The following is a 21,665-nucleotide window of genomic DNA, read 5'->3' on the forward strand; positions in this document are numbered from 1 at the left end:
TTAATAAATTTTCATATTTGATCGTTTTTTGGGGATAAAAAAAGCCAGATAATATATCTGGCTGGAAAAAAGAGTGTCTTTTTAATTGGTTATCGGTCTTGTTCTTCTCTTAAATAAGTAGCAAGCAATTTTTCCAATAGCTCGTCTTTGCTTAAGTGGGAAAGGATGTTTTTAAACTCATTTTTAGTGATGGCATCCAATTTATTGCCTATAGGTTTTTCTTTCGACACTTTTTTAGCCCATATCATGGCTTTGCTGACCAATTGGTCTTTTGCGCTGGGCACTTCGACCTGATGAGCTTTGATATTTAAAGTATCAAAGATTTCCAGTAATTTGATTTTTTCTTCTTCAAATGCGAAGGATAAGCAAATGCCTGCATTGCCGATTCTGGATGTTCTTCCGCTTCTGTGAGTATAAGCTTCGCTTGTGTCAGGAATATGGTATTGAATTACAAATGATACATCAGGTATATCTACGCCTCTTGAGGCTACATCAGTAGCGATCAAAATGGAAATATTACCTTCTCTGTATTGATCCATTACTTTGTTTCTCAACCCTTGCGGCAAGTCTCCGTGTATTGCACCGCAGGAGATTTTTTTTGCAGAAAGCTGTTTGTAGAGCTTTTGTACTCCGGATTTAGTTCTACAGAAGATGATTCCTTTTTTATCAGACCATTCAGACAAAGAGTTAATCAATGCTCCTGATTTTTCTTCAGGGCTTACCAACATGTACCTGTGTTCGATCATCTGGTTTTGCTTTTCTTCACTCTCAGCTCTAACCTGAATGAGCTCTTTGTTTAGATACTTTTTGATAAGACCTTTGATCTCAACGGGCATGGTGGCTGAGAAAAGCCAAGTTGAATAGTGTCTGTTGGCTGTGGATAATATTTTGTCAATATCAGTTTGGTAGCCTTTGAGCAACATTTCGTCCGCCTCGTCAAAAACAACATATTTAACAGTGGACAAATCGATGACTTTTCGTTCGATTAAGTCCACCATTCTTCCCGGAGTAGCAACAAGAACTTGAGTACCGTTGCTGATCTCTTTTGCTTGGCTTTTTAGAGACATTCCTCCATAGATAGCGTTGACCTTAAGACCTTCGATGCCTTCTGCTAAAAAAGAAAGTTCGTTGCCAACTTGCTCGCAGAGCTCTCTTGTAGGCACAAGTACGATTCCTTGCGTTTTTCCAGTGCTATTGTCGATAAGGCTCAAAAGCGGTGCTCCAAATGCATAAGTTTTGCCAGTGCCTGTAGCAGACTGCCCAACGAAGTCGCCTTCATGTTTTAATAGCAAGGGAATTGTTTGAGCTTGCATTTTGCTTGGGATTGTGATCCCTTTATGATGAAGGTTGTCAACGATTTTTTTATTCAATTGGCTTGACGAAAAACTTTTCATTTTAATGGAGTAATAGTTGTTAATAGCCAAGGCTTTTGTTGAAGCCCAAGCGAATTTAATGCAAAGCTACCTTATCTGATCGACAAGAGAAAAATCAAAGAAGATTTTGTTCGTGAAATATTACATAGTGGAATTCTAAACGAATTTCTATTTAGCTTGTTGAAAACATGTTTGAAGGAATGAACTATGTACGAAAAACCTATTCAACGGATTAAAAGAAGCAACTCTTTTGGTGGCGTGGGGACTGAGGCTCTGGCTGTTAAGTCTCCTTTGAAACGAGCGGCATCTTGCGCGGACATAGATTGCTTTGATGTTTTTCCTGAAGTAGATGATGAGACGGATTTTTCATTTTTTGATTACAAATTCAAGCAAAAGTTATTCAATAAGTTGCCTGCTTCAATCAAAAGAAGGTTGATAAAATCAGGCAGGGTGAATTTTGAAAATACAGGAGGTTTGATAGAGCAAAGAGCTCCCTTTGATCAATCACGGCTGAGGTTTGAAGCACCTGTTTTGGATTTGCCTCAAGCTCAAGGCGCTTCAAATTGGGTCAAATTCGAGGATGACTCACAGTCTTTGGCTAGTGTTGTTGGAAGCGCTTATTCTACAGGTGTTGGAGAGAGTTTATATGAAGCTTTCCATTGGGATGTTTGGGATGACTTGCCTTCGGGAGGACAGGCCGCGCTATGGGGAACTAATTGGTTGGAACAATTGAGGTTGATTCGACAAAATTATTCGCATATAGGGAAAAGCGGTGTTGATAATTTGATTGCTGGAGCAGGCTTGGTTTCAGGAGGCATGGGGTTGATGGCGGATACGGCGGGAATGGTTTCTAGTCTGTCAAGCGGGAAGACTTCAAAAGAATCAGGAGACGTTGCTTTGACTTCTGCTTTTTACAGCTCTTTTTTTACTAATATACATGAAGTTCTTAGGGCGGTTAAGGCATTTTTTAAAGAACTGAAGGAGGTGAGAAAGCATTTGACAAAAGGAGGTTCTGGAGCTTCCAGCGCAGTATTGATTCATGAGCACGCATCAGCTTCAGCTTCTGTGCTTGATGGTTTCGTCAAAGCGGCAAGGAACGTTGCTCTGACAGTGAAAGTATTCTATAAAATGATGGGCAGCGCTTCCAGCGAATTAATGAAAGTAATACCAGGTTTGGGAATTGCGGATGGTTCATTGCAAATGGCAATGCAGATCAATTATCTAGTGCATAGCGTGATATCTTTTTTTGATATGAAATCAATGAAATCAGAATATCAGGAAATGTTCAGGGACGATTCTGTTCTTTCAGAGGTTTTGGATGAGTCAGGCGCCTCTAATGTCGAGACTTTGAAAGCTATTGCATTCAGTGAAGGTGTGCATAGCGAAAGTACTGTCGCTCTGGCTCAAAAGTATTATTTAACAAGAGGCTTGAAGAAAATCACCAAGAAACGTATCAAAAGAGCTGCGCTCAATATTACCACAAGCATAAACAGGATTTTAGCGGAAATCTTAAAGTTCACAGGGATAGGCACCATGGGAGGCTTCGCTTATTCATTGTCAATATCAGCGGTGACAGGCTTGGTAATATTAGGAAGAGGGTTGAAGCAAGAATATCAGAACTTGGCGATGGATCAAGAAAAATCGTCTGGGGCAAAGATGAAGGAAAGGGAGGATCAAGTAAGAGTATTTCTACATTTGTTGGAAGATGCATCTAGAGGAGGAATTGATGATCAATCTCTTGAAAGTGTTCAAGAACTCGATAAAATGTTCAAAGCATCAGGAATGAGAATGCATAAATTTTTAGGATCTAAGGATAAATATGAAGGAGTGAAAAAACTTCATTATGCTTTAGCTGAAAGAGAATAAATCTCTATTTAAAGGTTATTTAATGTGGAAAAGATGATGTTTTAATTAAGTATTTGACAATTTAATATATTTGCTATTCTATTTAGGGATTAATCATATTTCAGTTTTAATCTAAGCTTTGCTAACCAAGCTATTTCAATTATTGTTGATTCCTTGAAGTTGTTAGGTAAATGAAGAAAAATGAGGTTTGAGATAACATTTATCAATGTTTTAAATATTATTTCCTGTGTAGTTGCACTGAATCTGGGTGGAATATTTATTCTAGGGAGTTCTGAAAATAAAAAAGGCAATGTTTTTTTAGGCTTATTCTTATGGAGTCTTGCCAATGAGGTGTTTATAAATATTGGAGAAGTAGTGGAACCTAAGATTGAAGTTTTTTTCTTATCATCCATGTTTACAATACCATTTCTGGTAGTGTATGTAAATCGAACGATAAATAACCCAATGAAGCTCTGGGAATATTTTATTTTTTTGCCGGGAATTTTGTTAAACGCATTGTATTACTCTCCATTTTCAAAGTCCGAATTGTTTTTTGATTGCGCTAGTTTATTTGAGTATGCTTTCAATTTAATATTGTTGGGATATGTTTTGATCGCCTTGAGGATGCACAAGAAAAAGCTCAGTGAATTTTATTCTGATTTGGAACTCAAAACATTGAAATGGATCAAAATGATCGTGTTTATTTTTATTCTTTTTCATGTGTACTGGATCTTGGAAGATGTCATTGGAGTGATCTCAGAATGGGAAATGGTTGTTTTTGCTCAAGTGTCAAGTATTTTCACCTTTTTCATGATTATTTGGATAGCTCATTTTGGGTTTGAGCAGATAGAAATTTTTAAGAAGAAAACCTTTGATTTAGGCGTTCAGCTCGACGGTAGTTTTGAAAGCATTTTGAGTGAGCCATTTTCTGAAGAAGCGAAACTTAAGGAAGAAAAAGTCTCGCATGAAATAAGCGATAAGTATTTAGAAGTAATTGATGAGATTGAAACTAAGAAGTTGTATTTAAATCCCAAATTGACCCTTCGAGTGCTTGCCGAATTATTGTCTATAAATGAAAGGGAGCTGTCGAGGTTAATTAATACACATAGCCAAGGAAATTTTTATCAATTAATTAACAGATATCGAATAGATGAATTTAAGAGATTGATGAATAAATCGGAAAACAATCACCTCACCATATTAGGCATGGCTCAAGAATCAGGCTTTAACTCCAAGTCTACATTCTATACAGCTTTTAAAAATTTGGAAGGAATGACTCCAAAAGAGTACGAATCAAGTCTAAAAAGGTCCGAATAGATGCAAACAGACATTTTGAGGTAGTATTTTAACCTCAAATGTTATTGATTTGCCCTTCGACCATTAAAAACTACAAAAACTAAAATCTCAAATTATGGATGGATGCTTTAAGCAAGTCTGCTTCAATGTGCTTTTTTTATCTTTTGGTTTATTATCATGTCAGAATGAATCCAAGAGTGATTTCAAAAGTTCAGTAGTAGATTCCGGTGATGATCCGAACTTTAAGATCGAAGCAAATGATAATTCAAGGTTTCAAGGGTTTGACCGAAAAGTTGAAGTATTTGGTATTTCAATATTCGCGGTTCCAAAAGTTGAGAATCAAAAACTATTGCATGCCGCGAATGTCATGGCTCAGTACTTGGATAACGATGAAGATGGAAAAGTAGATAATCATTTGGTCTTAGATGCCATGTTGGAGAATCAAGCTTTTATGGTTATGTGGAGTAGTGAAGATGATATAGATGCTCTTGAATTACCAGATGGTGGCATTGGCCAAGATTTGGGCAATGATGAGACAGTACCGGATTATGTGGCAAAAGGCAAAAAGGGAAGATTTGACGCTTCATTGGAAGAAGTGTTGCATTTGATCACGAATGCAGGGTATGCTTATGCTTATCCTCAGATATTTGGAGAACATGATGGAAGCTCTTTAGCTGATGCTATGGATATAGCCAGAGGAGGTGCATTTAAAAAAATACCGAATCAATATCCAGCCACTGCTTGGTTTACTTATGATGATGAGACTTGCGAGTATAATTGCCAAATGACCGAGTATATTTATTGGGCTTTGACATCGATTTTAGGGGCTCAAGTGAATAGAAGGGAAGAAATAGATAATGAATGGAAGCTATATAGTAGGGAAAAAGTGGAGGAGACTGATAAGGCGATTTTTGCTTTGTTAACAAATTATGAGTACAAGTTTCCAACCATATTGCCTGACGGAACTTATAAGAGGTAAAATGAAACTACACTGTAGGGGTACATGCAATTAGGTTTGCACGGGAGAGGGGACTGGCTTATGCCATCCCCTTTTTTGTATTTTGGAAATAAAAAAGCCGAAGCAAGTAGCTTCGGCTTTCAGCATATAATCAAAGTGATGATTTATTACATCATACCTGGCATTCCGCCACCCATTGGAGGCATAGCAGGAGCAGCTCCTCCTTCTTCTTCTTCCTCTGCTACCACACACTCTGTAGTCAATAGCAATGAAGCGATAGAAGATGCATTTTCCAAAGCAAGGCGAGTTACTTTAGTTGGGTCGATAACACCAGCAGCAAGAAGGTTTTCGTACTTATCTTCTCTAGCATTGTAACCAAAGTCAGCTTCGCCTTCTTTGATTTTTTGAACCACAACAGATCCTTCTCCACCAGAGTTAGCGATGATTGCTCTCAAAGGCTCTTCGATTGCTTTTCTTACGATAGCAACTCCAGTAGTCTGGTCTTCGTTTTCAACAGTTTCAACAGTTTCGATAGCATCGATTGCTCTGATCAAGGCAACGCCACCACCAGGGATGATTCCTTCTTCAACAGCAGCTCTTGTAGCGGCCAATGCATCGTCAACTCTGTCTTTCTTTTCTTTCATTTCTACTTCAGTAGCAGCTCCGATGTAGATGATAGCCACACCGCCAGCAAGTTTCGCCAAACGCTCTTGAAGCTTTTCTCTGTCGTAATCAGAAGTAGTGTTTTCGATTTGAGATTTGATCTCGTTTACCCTAGCTTGGATTGTTTCCTCAGCGCCAGCGCCATTAACAACTGTAGTGTTGTCTTTGTCGATGTTCACTTTTTCAGCAGTACCTAGCATATCGATAGTCGCTGACTCTAATTTGAAACCTCTTTCTTCAGAGATCACTGTTCCGCCAGTTAAGATTGCGATGTCTTCCAACATTGCTTTTCTTCTGTCTCCGAAACCTGGAGCTTTAACAGCGGCGATTTTCAAAGACCCTCTCAATTTGTTAACTACCAATGTAGCCAACGCTTCACCATCCACATCTTCAGCGATGATCAAAAGAGGCTTTCCTGTTTGAGCTACTTGCTCAAGCACTGGAAGAAGGTCTTTCATTGTCGATACTTTCTTGTCATAGATCAAGATGTATGGCGACTCAAGCTCAGCTTCCATTTTTTCTGTATTCGTTACGAAGTAAGGAGAAAGGTAACCTCTGTCGAATTGCATGCCTTCTACAGTTTTTACTTCTGTTTCAGTACCTTTAGCTTCCTCAACAGTGATAACTCCGTCTTTGCCTACTTTATCCATCGCTAGAGCGATCATCTCACCGATTTCTCTGTCGTTGTTCGCTGAAATTGTAGCTACTTGAGAGATTTCCTCGTTAGTTTCAATTTCTTTAGATTGAGCCTTAAGGTTCTCAACAACTTTTACTACAGCTTTATCGATACCTCTCTTAAGGTCCATCGGGTTAGCGCCAGCAGTAACGTTTTTGATACCATGATTGAAGATAGCTTGTGTAAGAACTGTCGCAGTAGTAGTACCGTCACCAGCTGAATCATTCGTTTTAGAAGCTACTTCTTTTACAAGTTGAGCGCCCATGTTTTCCACTGGATCTTTCAACTCGATTTCTTTAGCTACGGACACACCGTCTTTAGTTACAGCAGGAGCACCGAATTTTTTGTCAAGAATTACGTTTCTTCCTTTTGGTCCTAAAGTTACTTTCACAGCGTCAGCGATAATGTTAACGCCTTTTTTTAATTTATCTCTAGCTTCTATATCGAATAAGATTTCCTTAGCCATTTTTCTAATTTTTAATAGTTAATTGAATGAAAAAGATTGATTAAACAATAGCGAAAATATCCGACTCTCTCATGATCAAATATTCCTTGCCTTCCACTGTGATTTCAGTGCCAGCGTATTTTCCGTAAAGCACCTCGTCACCAACTTTTACAGTCAAAGGCTCATCAACTTTACCTGGGCCTACAGCTACAACTTGACCTTTTTGAGGCTTTTCTTTAGCCGTGTCAGGAATGATGATTCCGGAAGCTGTTTTTTCTTCTGCAGGAGCCGCTTCTACAAGCACTCTGTCCGCTAGTGGTTTAATGTTTACTTCAGACATCTTTGTTTATCTTTTAGTATTGAATAAAAATTTTTCTAAAACAAAATTACATCTGATCAGTTTGCATTTTCTGTGCCAACTTTAAAACAGTGACATTTTGTCCTGAAAATTGAAGTTTAAATCTTTGAATACGTTGCAAACACTAAAGGCTGCGGGCAATAGGATTGACTTGAAGTTTTTTAATCTATTGATAATTAGTGGATTGGGAGTGTTCGGGTTGTGACAAAATTACACATCGTGTCATGTGACAGAATATCATTTGATTTATCCTTGATGACACAAAAAAGCAGACCTTTTGGCCTGCCTTGATTAAGCATATGTGTAGTTTGAATTATATTAGTCAATTTCAAGGATATACGGAAGTCTGGCTTGAATGCCTTTCATTTCCTTCATGCTTTTGATTTGCTTTATGTAAGGAGCGTATTCTCCAGCATGTTTCTGGATTAAAGCCAGCTCAGTGTCGTCATTATAGCTTTGAATTAGTTCTTCGAAGAAAGTTCTCGATGGTGGGTAAAACTCCACTTTATATTCTCCTTTGCCTAGTTCCGCTTTTTGAGCAGCAATGTCAATGGCAGTGTTCATGCCTCCGATAATATCTACTAAACCTCTCTTTTGAGCTTGCTCTCCTGTCCATACTCTTCCTTCAGCATATTCTTTAACACGATCAATGCTCATGCGTCGGCCTTTCGAAACGAGAGAAGTGAATATTTCATAACCTCTATCTATTTGTGCTTGCATGATTTTCTTTTCTTCAGCTGTCATTGGCCTTGTCGTAGATCCCATGTCAGCGAATGGAGCTGTTTTCACAGTGCTGAAAGTAATCCCAAGCTTGTCGTTTAATAATTCTTGCGCATTAAAGAGAATGCCAAATATTCCTATAGATCCTGTGATTGTGTTTGGTTCCGCTACGATGGTATCGCATCCTGAAGAAATATAATAGCCTCCCGAAGCCGCCAAGTCTGACATAGAAGCGATGACTGGTTTCTCTTTTTTAGCAAGCTCAATTTCTCTCCAGATGATATCCGAACCAAGCATGCTTCCTCCCGGAGAATTAACTCGTAAGATGATTGCTTTTACATCATCGTCTTTTCTAGCCTTTCGGATCTCCTCGGATATTGTTGTGCTTCCTACTTTATCGTCGTGGCTTTTGCCATAAATGATCTCTCCTTGGGCTACGATGACAGCAATTTTGTCTAGGTCCTTATTTGAGTTGTCTTTGATGATTGACTTTTTATATTTTCTGTATGAGACTAGCTTTAGCTTGTCGTCTTCGGACTCCAAGTTTACCTTTTTTCTCAAGATATTAGTGATTTGATCTTGATAGGCTAAGCCGTCTACTAATTTCAATCTAACTGCGTCTTCAGGAGTTCTTACAAGAAGCGAATCGATAATTTCCTTGAGCTCGCCAACTTTGATGTTTCTTGAGCTTGAGATTTCATTTAGATAAATTCCGTTGATTGAATTAAGGAAGGACTCGGTTTGCAATCTGCTGGCTTCACTCATGCTGGTTCTGAAAAAAGGCTCTACAGCGCTTTTGAATTTTCCGACTCTGAAGATTTCCGGTTGAACGCCAATCTTGTCAAAAAGATCCTTGAAGTAAGTGACATTTGCGCTAAGACCATTCATTTCAAAGTTGCCAATGGGATGAAGGTAAATTTCATCCGATGCGGAAGCAACATAATAGCCGCCTTCAGTATAAATATCAGCATGAGAGATGACAAACTTTCCAGAGGACTTGAAGTCTTTAAGCGCTTCTCTTATCGCTTTTTTTGTAGCGGATCCTGCAAAAACGAAAGGCGTTTCAAGATAGATTCCTTCAATATTGTCATCCGTTTTCGCGTATTTTATCGCATCTGTAAGTTCTTTTAATCCGATATTTCCTTGACTTTGGCCGGGAATGAATTCAAGCTCTCCAAAAGGATTGTCTTTTTCGGTCTCCAAAATTGGTTTGTTCAATTTTAGATGCAATATTGAATTCTCTGAGATGGGAATCCTTTGCTGTTGACCGGACAAAGATACAATTGCGATCAAGAAAGAAATGCCAAAAAACGCGAATATGCATAATCCGACGAGTGTGGCTAATAAGTTTCTAAAAAAAGCTGCCATGTTGTATAAAATTAATCTTTGTTTTTGTCTAAACTGTATTTAAAATTTAAAATAAATCAATAGTTGTATTTTAATCAATAAAAAAATGATAAATGGCGCATATCTGTTGCTGGGAAGTAATTTGGGGGATAAAAGGGCAATGCTTTGCCAAGCGATAGAAAAGTTATCCCAACAATTAGAGATTGTAAGCAAGTCATCACTGTATGAAACAGATGCCTGGGGTATTGAAGATCAACCATCATTTTACAATTGCGTGTTGCATGTCAAATCTAGATTGCAACCTCAAAATTTGCTCCAATTATGTTTGGAAATCGAAAAAGAATTGGGGAGAAAGAGAATAGTTAAATGGGGAGAGAGAATAATCGATATTGATATTCTATATTATAATGATGTGATTTTGGACGAGCCTGAGCTAAAAATACCTCATCCTTATATTCAAGAGCGGATGTTTACTCTGATACCGATGGCGGAATTGGCTCCGGACTTTGTGCATCCTGTCTTTGGATTGACTCAGAAGGAGTTGATTGCCGAATGTCCTGATACTTTGGAAGTCAGAAGAGTCGAATGGTAAAAAGCTGATGGTTAAAATCTGAATTTAACACGAATGCTTCCATATGTATGGAATTCGCTTGCATTTGTCTCAGGTGTTTGGAAGGTCCATAAAAAGCTCATAGAGATAAAATTTCGGGAATAAGTATAGCCTGTTTTCAATTTGAATACAAATTGGGAAGGAGAACGTGTGAGGTAACTATCGTCATCATAGAACGATCCATTGATAGTAGCGTCATAAAATTGCAACTTTCCTTTGATCTGGAAAGACCAATACGATTCAATGAAGTCATCTTTGTTGGCGCCTAGCGATGTGCCGAAGTAGGAGGAGTTATGAAGCCCTTCCATTCGGCCGATGATAACGCCTGGAGAAACGTCAATATGATTTTGCAACAGCCCGAACTCAGCGTTGATTTCGTTGAATATCATTACCTTGGATTTGCGAAACAATTCGTTGGAAATAGATCCTTGAATATTTAGGCCTACATGATTGTTAATTTGTGTATGCCAACCGACAGGTTGATGAACGCCGAATAAAGCGTGAGTGGCGATTTGAATGTTTTCCGCATATGAATGCTTTCCGATAGCTCCTAGCTTTAAGCCAATGCTGACAAGCTTTTTGCTTAGAGCTTGAGAATAATTGACTGATAAATAAGAAAAACCTGCGTATGGACGGTCGTAATTTCTTTTTTTTCTGTACAACTTGCTGTAGGGGGTATACGCTTCGACGCCCAGTTTGAATGAAATAATTGATTTAAGCTTGTTTTGCTCGGATAAAAGTTTGTTGTACCCTATGGATTGGCCAAAAGTGTAATATCGATCCTTACGGATAAAGTCGTAATTGTCATTGTCAGAGGTTATCGTGATTTCATTATGATATTTATTTTGGCCATTAAGGCTTAATGATGCAGTTAATGCCAGCAGAGAAACTGAAATGAGTGTGATTATTCTTTCTTTAAAGAAGCTAAACATGATAGTTTAATGAAATTTTAATCACAATGTTTGTATATTGAGGTGTTTTTTGTGTAAGAAAAAGTCATGATTTTATGATAGGGTGTTTGTATTTGAATAAAGAAGGAGACGATGCCAATGTGATTCGACTTTATGACACTAAAGTTGAAATCATAGAGAAAGGAGTTGAAAAGGTAATTTTCATGGATGAATTGACTACTGTGAGCCTAGTTGCCAAAAAGTTTTTGGTGCCATTAGTGTCTGGCGGGATAGTTTTCTTCTTTACTCTGATATATATGCTCAAAGCCGCGTTTTTCCCTGTGGCATTGTCATTTAGCTTGTTGATAGTTTCTTTTCTTATGTTTTTTTATGGATGGAGAGGATATACCGAGGTTAGGATTGAGACAATATTTCCCGAGCATGACTCGATATTTGTTTTTAGGCGAATGGGAGTGAAAGCCAAGGCGTTTTTTGACTTGATGAATCAATTTATTTATTCTTTTGGCTCTGGAGAGTATCTTATTGGAGCGAAAGTCGTAGATACGGAGGGAAGCGATTGTTTATGCGTTCCATTGTATGCGAAATATATGGATCCGAAAATTTATGATAGAAATGCTTCCCCTTCCGAAAGGGTGAATATAAGTTTGTACGCATTGCGGGATATTAGGACTAAAGAAGGAAAGTGTTACTATTTGTTGGAAAAAGCATAGGCAAAAATTGTTTTAGGTTATAATTTATGTTCTGCCCCTGATTTTAGGTCAAAAATGCGTAATTTGAGAAAGTTTCAAGCCATTTTGGATGTTTTTAGATCCAATTTCAAGGCTTATTAATATCGTTGAAGACATATGACGAAAAAATTGGATGTTCAGGCTACCCGTAGCCGAACCAAGAAATATGAGCCTATTCTGCCGGGGACCAAAGACTGGCCGGTGGTATGGATGGCTAAGCATAGAAAAGAATTTGTTGAGCAAGTAATAGAGGAGAGTTTTAGCCACATATTGTCTCTAAAACCTAATGTCATAGACTTGATTGAGGAGTTGGAGTTGACCTTATTCAAGGAAAAAACGAGAATAACGCAAAATCCATGGGTGGTTGACCCTGAAGACGAGAAGGCGTTTTGGTCCGGGATAAAGAAGCAGTTAATTGGCGTTTCAAAATCGGAAATAGAGCCGGGAGGGGCTGACGAGAAAGTTGCCAAGCAAGTTTTGAAGGCAATAGTTGGCAGATACGCAGAAGAGGTCGCTGGGAATTTCAAGCCAAGCCATTACAAGATGACGAGAAGTTTGGTCACGTTTGGCTTGACAAGATTTTTGAATGGAGCAAGACTTAAAGGTATCGATAGATTCTTCAAAAGCGAGTTGTCCTTGATGGATAAGATTCAAATCGTCGGAGAAGTGGATGATTTGAGAAAATTAGCAAAATTGGGAACCATCGTGATGGTGCCAACGCACTTTAGCAATCTTGATTCTGTTTTGATCGGCTGGGTTATAAGCACCTTGGGACTGCCTCCTTTGATTTACGGGGCTGGCTTGAATTTATTCAATATCCAGATTTTCGCTTATTTCATGAATAGCTTGGGAGCCTACAAAGTTGATCGCAGAAAGAAAAATTTGATTTATATTGAAACGCTTAAAATGTATTCCAGCTTAGCTATACGCAAAGGAATACATAGCTTGTTTTTCCCTGGGGGAACTAGATCCAGGTCAGGTAAAATCGAGGATAGGTTGAAGTTGGGATTGTTGGGGACAGCTATTGAAGCGCAAAGAAAGAATATTCAAGAGAAAGGCGAAGATGCTGAAAAAGTATTCGTGGTCCCTATGACATTGAACTATAACTTTGTATTGGAAGCTCCAAGCTTGATAGACGATTACTTGAAAATCAAAGGGCAAGAGCGTTACTATGCTGAAAGCGATGAGTTTTCTTCTTCAGCTAAGATTTTGAATTTTATATTCAAGTTCATGACTAAAGGTGGAAATATATCTGTTTCGATCGGCAAGCCTATGGATTTATTTGGCAATTATGTCAATGGAGAAGGCCAAAGCTTCGACAAGTATGGAAGAGAGCTTAAAGTCTATGATTACTTTCGCGATATTGAAGGCAATGTGACTACAGATCTTCAAAGAGAAAAGGAGTACACCAAAATGTTGGCAGGGAAAATTGTTCATGAGTTCCATCGAATAAACAGGGTTTCCGCGAGCCATTTGGCTTCTTTCACAGCTTTTTATATGTTGAGGAAAAGACATAAAAAGCTTGATTTGTATAACTTCTTGCGCTTAAGCGACGAGGACTTGGTGATCAATAACGATGAGTTTAAAGCTACTTTCAAAAAAATGAGAGATGTCGTATATGAAACCTACAAGGCGGGAAAAATAGATATAGCCAATCACTTGACGGGAGACTTGGATGAAGTGATAGAAATGGGATTGAAAAATTGTGGAATGTATCATCCTAAATTGCCGCTCGTAAGGAATAGGCAAAATAACATCACAACAGAGGATGTTAAAACTTTGTATTATTACAGCAACAGGTTGAAAGGTTATGGATTTGAAAAATATATCTGACAATGAATATGTCGGAGTTATCGGGGCTGGGAGTTTTGGCTTGGTGATAGCTACGATTTTGTCGGAAAACAGCAATGTATTGATTTACGCTCGACGTCAAGAAGTTGTCGATGAGATTAATCAAAAGCGACATTTTAATGGAATAGATTTAGGAGAGAATATCACAGCGATTTCTGATTTGGAGATGCTTGCAAGCAAATGCAGGGTGATTTTTCCTATTGTGCCCTCATCTAATTTTAGAGAGATGATGCGAGAGCTTGCTCCATTTCTTTATCCTTATCACATAATGATTCATGGCACTAAAGGCCTTGATCATTCGGGAGGTATGGCAGAAGGTGAAGGATCAGTATTGTATGCCAATAAAAAGTTCACTCGCGACAATGTGAAGACCATGAGCGAAGTGATCAAAGAGGAAAGCTCTGTGGTGAGAATAGGTTGTTTGTCAGGTCCGAACCTAGCGAAAGAGTTGGCGGATAAGCAACCAGCAGCGACTGTGGTAGCCAGTTCTTTTGACGAAGTTATCTTGGAAGGTCAAAGATTGCTTAGAAACGATCGTTTTATGGTTTATGGTTCTAAGGACTTGATAGGCGTTGAACTGACAGGAGTGCTTAAGAATATTTTGGCGATAGCCTCCGGTATGCTTAGCGGTCTTGGGTATGGTGAGAATGCCAAGGGCTTATTGATCAGTCGTGGTTTGGTAGAAATGATCTACGTTGGCAAAGTGCTTGGTGGAAATATGGAAGCTTTTATAGGCTTGGCAGGCATTGGAGATATTGTAACGACTTGCTCTAGCAAGCTTAGCAGGAATTATACAGTTGGCTATCGATTAGCGCAGGGTGAAAGTGTGCAAGAAATTATTGGAACGATGGATGAGGTAGCCGAGGGTGTCAATACAATTGAGATTGTCAAGCATCTGGCTGAAAACTATCCAATCAGAGTTCCTATAACCGAGGCGCTTTATAAAGTGATTAAGGGAGAACGTTCAGTCGCGGATGCGTTGAAATTGTTGATGAAGCTTCCGTTTTACAAGGATATAGATTTTATGTAATGAGTGGTCTTGAGTTCAGTGTAAGAGAATCATGGGAAAAAGTTCTTCAAGAAGAATTTGAAAAGGATTATTTTGAAAGCTTGCAATCTTTTTTGGACGATGAATATAGAAACGAAGTGATTTATCCGCCTAGAGACTTGGTCTTTAACGCGTTTAATCACTGCGATTTTGATGACTTGAAAGTCGTCATATTAGGACAAGACCCTTATCACGGCCCTGGGCAAGCAAATGGCTTGAGTTTTTCAGTATGCGATGGTGTAAAATTCCCTCCAAGCCTTAGAAATATTTTTAAAGAAGTTAATGAAGATGTGCTAGCTCCAATACCATTAATGGGGAGTTTGGAACGGTGGGCTGATCAAGGTGTTTTATTGTTGAATACGGTGATGACGGTTAGAGCTTCCAAGCCTGCTTCGCATAAAGGCAAAGGATGGGAACAGTTCACCGATGCTGTTATTCAGAAAATATCAAGTGAATCTGAGAATGTCGTGTTTATGCTTTGGGGAAAGCCTGCTCAAAGCAAAGCTTCTATGATTGATAATAAAAAGCATATGATATTGGAGGCTGTGCATCCTTCTCCATTATCCGCGTATAGAGGATTCTTCGGTTGCAAGCATTTTTCAAAAGCCAATGATTATTTGAAAAGCAAAGGAATAAAGGAAGTGGAATGGTAAACATAAGCTAAGAACGCATGTTTAAATCTGAAAGTCTTTAGAATTATGCGTATAGTTTTTTGTTCTATTTTGCTGTCGATGTTTTTGTTTTCTTGCAAAAAAGTAGTTAATGATATTGTTGATTGCGCATTGGCTCCATATGGGGCTAGGTTTGACTATCATGTAGTCAATCCGGAAAATTTTCCTCAATATGTTCAGTTCAAGTATATCAATATTGACAGTACTCGAAAATTAAGCTTCCATTGGGACTTTGGAAATGGCATGGAAGGAGACGAAGAAAACCCCCTTGAATTGTATGAAGAGTCAGGTATTTATAAAGTTAGGCTTAGTGTTACAGGTACTGTGGGGGGAGAGCCATGCACGAAAAGCGAGGAAATGGATATTGAGTTAAAATAGAATTTCATTTGCATTTTTTGATATTATTTTTAAATTTATTTTTCTAAAATTATCAATTTGGCGTTTGATGAAATTTTAGCATTCTACTGCATAATGCTTTTCCTGCGTCGAAATGAAAGTATATTCACCTTTTTTCTAACTTTTAGATAGTATGATCAAGAGAGCATTGTTGATGTTAGTAGTGATGGTTGTTTCCTTTCAAAGTGCCATGGCTCAACATGAAGAACATTATAAAATTTCCATTAAGATCGAAAATTTTGCCGATAGCGTATTGTACTTAGGTTATCATAAGTGGGATAAGCAGTACTTATTGGATACTATCCAGCACACAAGCCCAAGCAAAGCGATGGTGTTTGAAGGGGAAAGAAAACTGCCTAATGGAATTTATTTTATTTATAGTCCAAGTCATTATGTGGAGTTCGTCTTGGGTAACGAAAAAAGGGAATTTGCGTTTGAAACGGATACGACATCCATTCAAGGCAATTTAAAGGTCACAGGCTCGAAGGAAAACGAGATGTTTATTAGTTATCAGAGGTTTATCGGAGAGAAGACCAAAGAAGTGCAAGCGCTTAACCAAGAATTGAAAACTCTCGAAGGTGACGAAAATGCTCAAAAAGAAGTCAAGGATAAAATAGAAGTCCTTAACGGTATGGTCGCAGAAAAGCAAGATGAATTGCTTGAGAATCATTCAGACATGGTTGTAAGCAAATTAATCGCAGGTTCGAATAGACCCAAAATTCCGGAAAACATAGAAGATCGAAAAGCTAAATTCGAGTATTACAAAACACATTTTTTCGATGGAGTGGACTTGTCAGACTCCACGTTATTGTATTCACCGATTTTGAAGCCGAGACTGGATGAATATGTGCAAAAACTTACCATGCAAGTGCCTGATTCAGTGACTAAGGCGATAAGCTTTATTCTTGATCAGGCTATTGCCAATGATGAGATGTTCAGGTATTTATTGGTGACATACACGCAAGAGTATGAGCGTACGCCAATGATGGGTATGGAGAAGGTTTTTATAGATTTGTCCGAGCGTTATTATTTGGAAGGCAAGGCGTATTGGGCAGATGAAGAGGTATTGAAAAAAGTAGCGGAAAGAGTGGATCAGATGAAGCCCAATATGATTGGCGAGATTGCTCCAGAGTTGCACCTTTTGGATTCATCCCTTACAGAGCCGATCTTTTTGGAAAATATTACCAGCAAGTATGTGGTTCTTTATTTCTATGATCCTGATTGCGGACATTGCAAAAAAGAAACGCCCAAATTGTTGGAAGAGTATCATGAGCACTTGAGGGAAAAAGATGTAGAAGTGCTGGCTGTGACAACGGTAACAGACATGGACAAATGGAAAGAGTATATTAAAAAGCTTGATCTTGACTGGATAAACGCCGCGGACCCATATATCAACAGCAACTTTAGGTATGAATATGATATCAGATCAACGCCTATGAAATATGTGTTGGACAAGGATAGAAAGATCGTTGGCAGAAGAATTGGCATCGAACAGATTAAAGATTTAGTGGATTTTTTGGATAAGAAGGATGCAGAGTTGAATTAAACATAAGAAAGACATAAGCTTAATGAATGCCATGTTGAATGTATTGATTTCAGCATGGCATTTTGTTTTATAACGGATGATTTTAGGTTAAAGTGATTTGCACCAAATCGTGATATGGTGTTCTTTTGTCAATGTATTGTGTAAATAAATCTTTGGTTTCTGATTATTCAAGATGAAAATATTATCTTCGTCATTTGTCGGGTTAGGGAGAATGGCTGTTTGAATGTATGTCTATTGTGTTATTTTGTTTTAGCATAAGTCTATTGCAAAATAAACAATGATTTGAATAAAGATACGTTTGAGACAAGAGCCCTGTGTGAGGGAAGATTTAAAATTAGACTATGAACTTAAAGGTTAATGTTGCTGCTTTAGTAGCGATAATCGCTGTATTTTTTTGTGTGTCAAATATAAATTTGGTTAAAGCGGCTGAACTAGATACTTTGGCTACTGATTCAGTTAAAGCGAAGAGAAATCTGCGTTTTAGTATGCTGGGAGGACCGGGATATTCACCGGATTTCGGTTTTTTGATTGGAGGTAGTGCTTTGTTTACTTTTTCAACTAATCCTGCGGATACTGCATTGAAGAGATCTGTCGTGCCTGTCGCTTTTGCTTATATGGCAAATGGAGGTGGTAGTGCGATCATTAGGCCCCAGCTTTTTTTCAACCATGATCGATTTAGAATTTTTGGTCAAATAAGCGCGAAGAATACTATAGAAAATTATTATGGTATTGGCTACGCTAATAATTCCGAGATTGAAAAAGGCGAAACGACCACGGAATATAGAAATATAGGTTACAGATTTAATCCAGTGTTGTTATTCAGGTACAAGAAGACAGATTTATTCTTAGGAGGGTCAATAGATATTTCACAACAAAATATCACGGAGCCAAGCCAAGGAGTGATGAATGATCCTGTTTATATTGCCCAAGGAGGTGATAGCACTGGCCTTAAGTTTTTCAATGTCGGTTTAGGCGTTAATTTTAATTATGATACCAGAGACGTCCCGGCCAATGCTTATAGTGGAATGTTGTTGGAGTTCAGCGCTACATATTACTCCAAGAGTTTTGGAGGCGAGAGCGATTATGGGGTTTATAATTTCAATTATAGACAGTTTAAGGAGTTGAAGTTTTTGGGAGAAAGAAAAGTATTGGCATGGATGTTAAAAGGACAATTCACATCCGGAGATGTGCCTTTGACAGAATATGCTCCAATAGGTTCTCCATTTGATTTGAGGGGTTATTATATGGGGCAATATCGTGACAGCAACTCCATGGCAGGAGTCGTTGAATACAGGCACATGTTCAATATGGGCGATGAAACGTGGTTGAGAAGGTTGGGATCGAAAATGGGATTCGCCGCTTGGTGTGGCTTGGGGTCGATAGGGCCTGATATGTCCAATTGGTCTCCATTGTTGCCGAATTATGGCGTTGGAATACGTATAGAAGTTCAGCCTAGAATGAACTTTAGAATGGATATAGGAAAAGACCCAATAAACAATCAAACATTATTATATTTCAATATGACTGAAGCCTTTTAAAAAGGGAATGCATCATGAAAAAATATATTCTAATCGCAACGGCTTTGGCGGGAATGATGTCTTGCAAAGGCGTCAAATCCAGCACAGAGACCACAGAACTACAAATGGCTTGGAAAGAATACAACCAAGCGGTGCAAAATGCCGAGGAGGAATTTGTAAATAGTAAAATTTTCAAATTGGATTCTGTTCATCAGGCAGGAGCATATGAGCTTTTATCTATGCTCATTGCTGGTAATCAGGATTTGATAATGACTAATCCGGACTTTCCCAACTTTAGAAACATGGAAAGTCCCACCAGAAGAATAGGAATCGATAATCCGGACAACTATTACAGAGTCGCGAATGTGTGGAATCCAGATGGCAAGCATGTGTACAAGATTACCGGAAATAGAGGAACCACTGCTGACTTTCTTGTTGAGACATTTTATGGACCAGATCCTAAAGGAGCTATCGCTGTATTGGAAGATGAGCAAATGAATCTGGATGAAAATGGGGACTTTGTGATATATTTGAGCAAGCATAGAGAGTCACATATGCAAAACTGGATGGAGTTGGAGCAAGAAGATAGAATATTGTCTTTGATTGTCAGAAGCAATCATTCAGAATGGGATAAAGAAAGGCACGGAGATGTGTATATCGAGTTGGAGGGCACATCAGGTGAGCCGAGTCCAAACACTGATATGGATATGATGGCCAAAAAGGTGAGAAACGCAGCTGATATAATCAACCGCCAAGGTAAATTTTGGCCTAATTTTGCTTGGAAAATGACCTTGATGCCTAAAAACTCATTGATGAAGTTCAAGACGACAGGTGAAATCGGTATATTATCTCAAAAAAGCTCTTATGGATATTGGCAACTGGAAAGCGACGAGGCCTTGGTGGTGAAGTTGAGAGAGGTGGACGCAGGGTATTGCGGTTTTCAAATACTTAATTTTTGGGGGTCAAGTCCGGATTGGAGAAATAGACAATCGAGTTTGTCATGGGGTAGAGACGGCAAGTGTCAGGCATTCAAGAGCTCTGACGGGTATTATTATATTGTTGTTAGCGAAAAAGATCCGGGTATAGAGAATTGGATAGATGCCTGTGGAATGAAAAAGGGAGTTATGACTTTGAGAATTCAGAGTTTAAGAGAGCTGGGTTTGGATTTTAAGCCGGAAACTCAAGTGGTGAAGTTATCGAACCTTTTGGAACACCTTCCTGAAGGCACGCCTAAATTCTCCAAAGATCAAAGAAGCGAGCAATTATCAAGTCGTCAACAACATGCGTTGGATAGATATACGTATTGGTAATATCGTTTTATGAGAATTTTGATTATAGCCTTCTTCAAATTTTTGGGAAGGCTTTTTTGATTAATTTTCAAATTTGCTCCATTATTTAATGCACGATGCTTTTAATTTTAAGCTTTCTTTAATTATTTTTTTCGCATTTTATTAAAGAGTTATGTATTGATTACATCTTTGATGAGTGTGCTAAATATTGTTGTAGGTGAATATATTAGAGGGGTTTAACTCTAAAAAATACAACAATGAATTTAAAATTACATTTGGGAGTTTTCTTAACGGGATGTTCTCTTCTCATGGCTTCTTGCCAACAAACTAGCGATCTTGATGAAGTGATCGAGATTGACTCATTTGAAAACTCCATAGTGAGGTCGGAAACTGAGCCTACTGCTTCTGTGAATTCTTTGGGAGATTACAAGCCTTTGGTATATCATCATGCGCCTGTTCATATTCAAGATGTTGACCAGACAGGAAGATATTCGTTGGGAGGAGTGTCGGATTATGTGACGGCTATAGATTTTGATGGAGATTGGGTTTCCACGAATAACTGGGATAATTTAAAAAGCAAGAATGATTGCAAAGCGGTAAGTTACTATTCGGTGGTGGAATCAGAAACGCACTATTTTATTCTGTACACTTTCTTTCATCCAAGAGATTGGACGGACATTTTCTTTTTGTACAGCTTGGATCAACATGAGAATGACTTGGAAGGCGCGCTACATATTATTAGAAAAGATGGATCGCAGTTTGGAAGCCTTGAAGGTGTTGTAACTGTATTCCACAGCGATTTTTATTCCTACAAACCTCAAGGGAGTTCATTAAGCGGGGGACATGAAAATATAGATGGAACTTGCGATAGAGAAAATTACGATGGCTCATTGAGAGTATTGACAACGCAAGAGGCGAAAGGCCATGGGATGAAAACTTTTCCTGATTTCAAGCCGGGAGGGAGCGATTATGTGAAGTACTATCCAAGTTTGACTATATCGGAATATCCATCTGATGATTACGACAGGCATGTGAAGTACAAGCTAGTGGATATTTTTGAAACGAATGGCATCTGGGATAGAAGGTTTGACACGCGTTTTTTGATCAATGCAAAGTATTTTCCTAATTCATTTACAAATAATGGGAGCGCGAATACTCCTTGGAATTGGGATGATGGAAATGACGGGGCTTCTTATACTGGAGAAATTGCCAATAATCCTGCGAAGTTGACTGCTCATTACTTCTCGAATCTTGGTGAATTCAGCAGAAATTATACTTACAATCCATATACGGGAGTGAAATAATATCAGAGAAGTCGGATCTTCAGAAAGCAAATGTTTTGGAGATCCTTCTTGAAGTTTAATGTCTTAATGTTAAGAGAATAAAAAGTAAAATAGTTAATTTTGCAGGGTTGCGC

The 21,665-nt window shown here is 38.4% G+C and carries 18 protein-coding genes; 13 read left to right on the top strand and 5 right to left on the bottom strand.

Annotation, left to right across the window (positions count from 1 at the left end; translation table 11 throughout):
- Positions 1 to 89: 89 nt before the first annotated feature.
- Complete coding sequence (locus AABK36_RS06705; RefSeq protein ID WP_309941526.1) at positions 90 to 1,394, bottom strand: DEAD/DEAH box helicase; 1,305 nt, start codon at positions 1,392 to 1,394, stop codon at positions 90 to 92.
- A gap of 186 nt (positions 1,395 to 1,580) precedes the next feature.
- On the opposite strand from AABK36_RS06705, the gene AABK36_RS06710 reads away from it, so the two are divergent.
- The 3 genes from AABK36_RS06710 (at position 1,581) to AABK36_RS06720 (ending at position 5,493) form a co-directional block, all read left to right on the top strand.
- Positions 1,581 to 3,239: a hypothetical protein gene (locus AABK36_RS06710; protein ID WP_309941528.1), complete on the top strand. Its 1,659-nt coding sequence runs from the start codon at positions 1,581 to 1,583 to the stop codon at positions 3,237 to 3,239.
- Positions 3,240 to 3,419: 180 nt separating this feature from the next.
- Positions 3,420 to 4,535 carry a helix-turn-helix domain-containing protein gene (locus AABK36_RS06715; RefSeq protein ID WP_309941530.1) on the top strand — a complete coding sequence of 372 codons (1,116 nt, stop codon included), beginning with the start codon at positions 3,420 to 3,422 and terminating at the stop codon, positions 4,533 to 4,535.
- Positions 4,536 to 4,629: 94 nt separating this feature from the next.
- Positions 4,630 to 5,493, top strand: coding sequence for a hypothetical protein (locus AABK36_RS06720; protein WP_309941531.1), 864 nt, complete (start codon positions 4,630 to 4,632; stop codon positions 5,491 to 5,493).
- Between the two features lie 146 nt (positions 5,494 to 5,639).
- Here the strand turns inward: AABK36_RS06720 and groL are convergent, their stop codons facing one another.
- The 3 genes from groL to sppA form a co-directional block, all read right to left on the bottom strand.
- Complete coding sequence (gene groL, locus AABK36_RS06725; RefSeq protein WP_309941534.1) at positions 5,640 to 7,277, bottom strand: chaperonin GroEL; 1,638 nt, start codon at positions 7,275 to 7,277, stop codon at positions 5,640 to 5,642.
- Between the two features lie 40 nt (positions 7,278 to 7,317).
- On the bottom strand, positions 7,318 to 7,596 hold the full coding sequence (locus AABK36_RS06730) for a co-chaperone GroES (RefSeq protein WP_309941536.1): 279 nt from the start codon (positions 7,594 to 7,596) through the stop codon (positions 7,318 to 7,320).
- Between the two features lie 336 nt (positions 7,597 to 7,932).
- Entirely contained in the window at positions 7,933 to 9,702 is a 1,770-nt protein-coding gene (sppA, locus tag AABK36_RS06735) for a signal peptide peptidase SppA (RefSeq protein ID WP_309941540.1), read from the bottom strand.
- Positions 9,703 to 9,787: 85 nt separating this feature from the next.
- Here sppA and folK point away from each other — a divergent pair, with 85 nt between their 5' ends.
- On the top strand, positions 9,788 to 10,273 hold the full coding sequence (gene folK / locus AABK36_RS06740; RefSeq protein ID WP_309941543.1) for a 2-amino-4-hydroxy-6-hydroxymethyldihydropteridine diphosphokinase: 486 nt from the start codon (positions 9,788 to 9,790) through the stop codon (positions 10,271 to 10,273).
- Between the two features lie 11 nt (positions 10,274 to 10,284).
- Here folK and AABK36_RS06745 read toward each other — a convergent pair whose 3' ends face one another.
- The gene (locus AABK36_RS06745) at positions 10,285 to 11,223 is read right to left on the bottom strand and encodes a lipid A-modifier LpxR family protein (RefSeq protein ID WP_309941546.1); all 939 of its coding nucleotides are present in this window, start codon (positions 11,221 to 11,223) and stop codon (positions 10,285 to 10,287) included.
- 74 nt (positions 11,224 to 11,297) lie between these two features.
- Between AABK36_RS06745 and AABK36_RS06750 the strand changes: the two genes are divergently transcribed.
- The 9 genes from AABK36_RS06750 to AABK36_RS06790 all read left to right on the top strand — a co-directional run bounded on the left by AABK36_RS06750 (position 11,298) and on the right by AABK36_RS06790 (position 21,552).
- The gene (locus tag AABK36_RS06750; RefSeq protein WP_309941547.1) at positions 11,298 to 11,912 is read left to right on the top strand and encodes a hypothetical protein; all 615 of its coding nucleotides are present in this window, start codon (positions 11,298 to 11,300) and stop codon (positions 11,910 to 11,912) included.
- 135 nt (positions 11,913 to 12,047) lie between these two features.
- Positions 12,048 to 13,763, top strand: coding sequence for a 1-acyl-sn-glycerol-3-phosphate acyltransferase (locus AABK36_RS06755; RefSeq protein WP_309941550.1), 1,716 nt, complete (start codon positions 12,048 to 12,050; stop codon positions 13,761 to 13,763).
- Positions 13,741 to 14,811 (top strand): NAD(P)H-dependent glycerol-3-phosphate dehydrogenase, encoded by a 1,071-nt coding sequence (locus AABK36_RS06760; protein ID WP_309941552.1) that lies wholly within the window; start codon positions 13,741 to 13,743, stop codon positions 14,809 to 14,811. Before AABK36_RS06755 ends, AABK36_RS06760 begins: the two co-directional genes overlap by 23 nt.
- Complete coding sequence (ung, locus tag AABK36_RS06765; RefSeq protein ID WP_309941554.1) at positions 14,811 to 15,482, top strand: uracil-DNA glycosylase; 672 nt, start codon at positions 14,811 to 14,813, stop codon at positions 15,480 to 15,482. The genes AABK36_RS06760 and ung overlap by 1 nt, the downstream gene beginning before the upstream one ends.
- A gap of 45 nt (positions 15,483 to 15,527) precedes the next feature.
- Positions 15,528 to 15,878, top strand: coding sequence for a PKD domain-containing protein (locus tag AABK36_RS06770; RefSeq protein WP_309941555.1), 351 nt, complete (start codon positions 15,528 to 15,530; stop codon positions 15,876 to 15,878).
- 151 nt (positions 15,879 to 16,029) lie between these two features.
- Positions 16,030 to 17,442, top strand: a complete 1,413-nt coding sequence (locus AABK36_RS06775; RefSeq protein WP_309941560.1) for a DUF5106 domain-containing protein — start codon at positions 16,030 to 16,032, stop codon at positions 17,440 to 17,442.
- Between the two features lie 341 nt (positions 17,443 to 17,783).
- Complete coding sequence (locus AABK36_RS06780; protein ID WP_309941562.1) at positions 17,784 to 18,980, top strand: BamA/TamA family outer membrane protein; 1,197 nt, start codon at positions 17,784 to 17,786, stop codon at positions 18,978 to 18,980.
- Positions 18,981 to 18,994: 14 nt separating this feature from the next.
- Entirely contained in the window at positions 18,995 to 20,269 is a 1,275-nt protein-coding gene (locus tag AABK36_RS06785; RefSeq protein ID WP_309941564.1) for a hypothetical protein, read from the top strand.
- A gap of 236 nt (positions 20,270 to 20,505) precedes the next feature.
- Positions 20,506 to 21,552: a hypothetical protein gene (locus tag AABK36_RS06790; RefSeq protein ID WP_309941566.1), complete on the top strand. Its 1,047-nt coding sequence runs from the start codon at positions 20,506 to 20,508 to the stop codon at positions 21,550 to 21,552.
- The last annotated feature ends 113 nt before the right edge of the window (positions 21,553 to 21,665 follow it).

It is taken from the genome of Aureibacter tunicatorum (assembly GCF_036492635.1).
In the GTDB taxonomy this organism is placed as follows: domain Bacteria; phylum Bacteroidota; class Bacteroidia; order Cytophagales; family Cyclobacteriaceae; genus Aureibacter; species Aureibacter tunicatorum.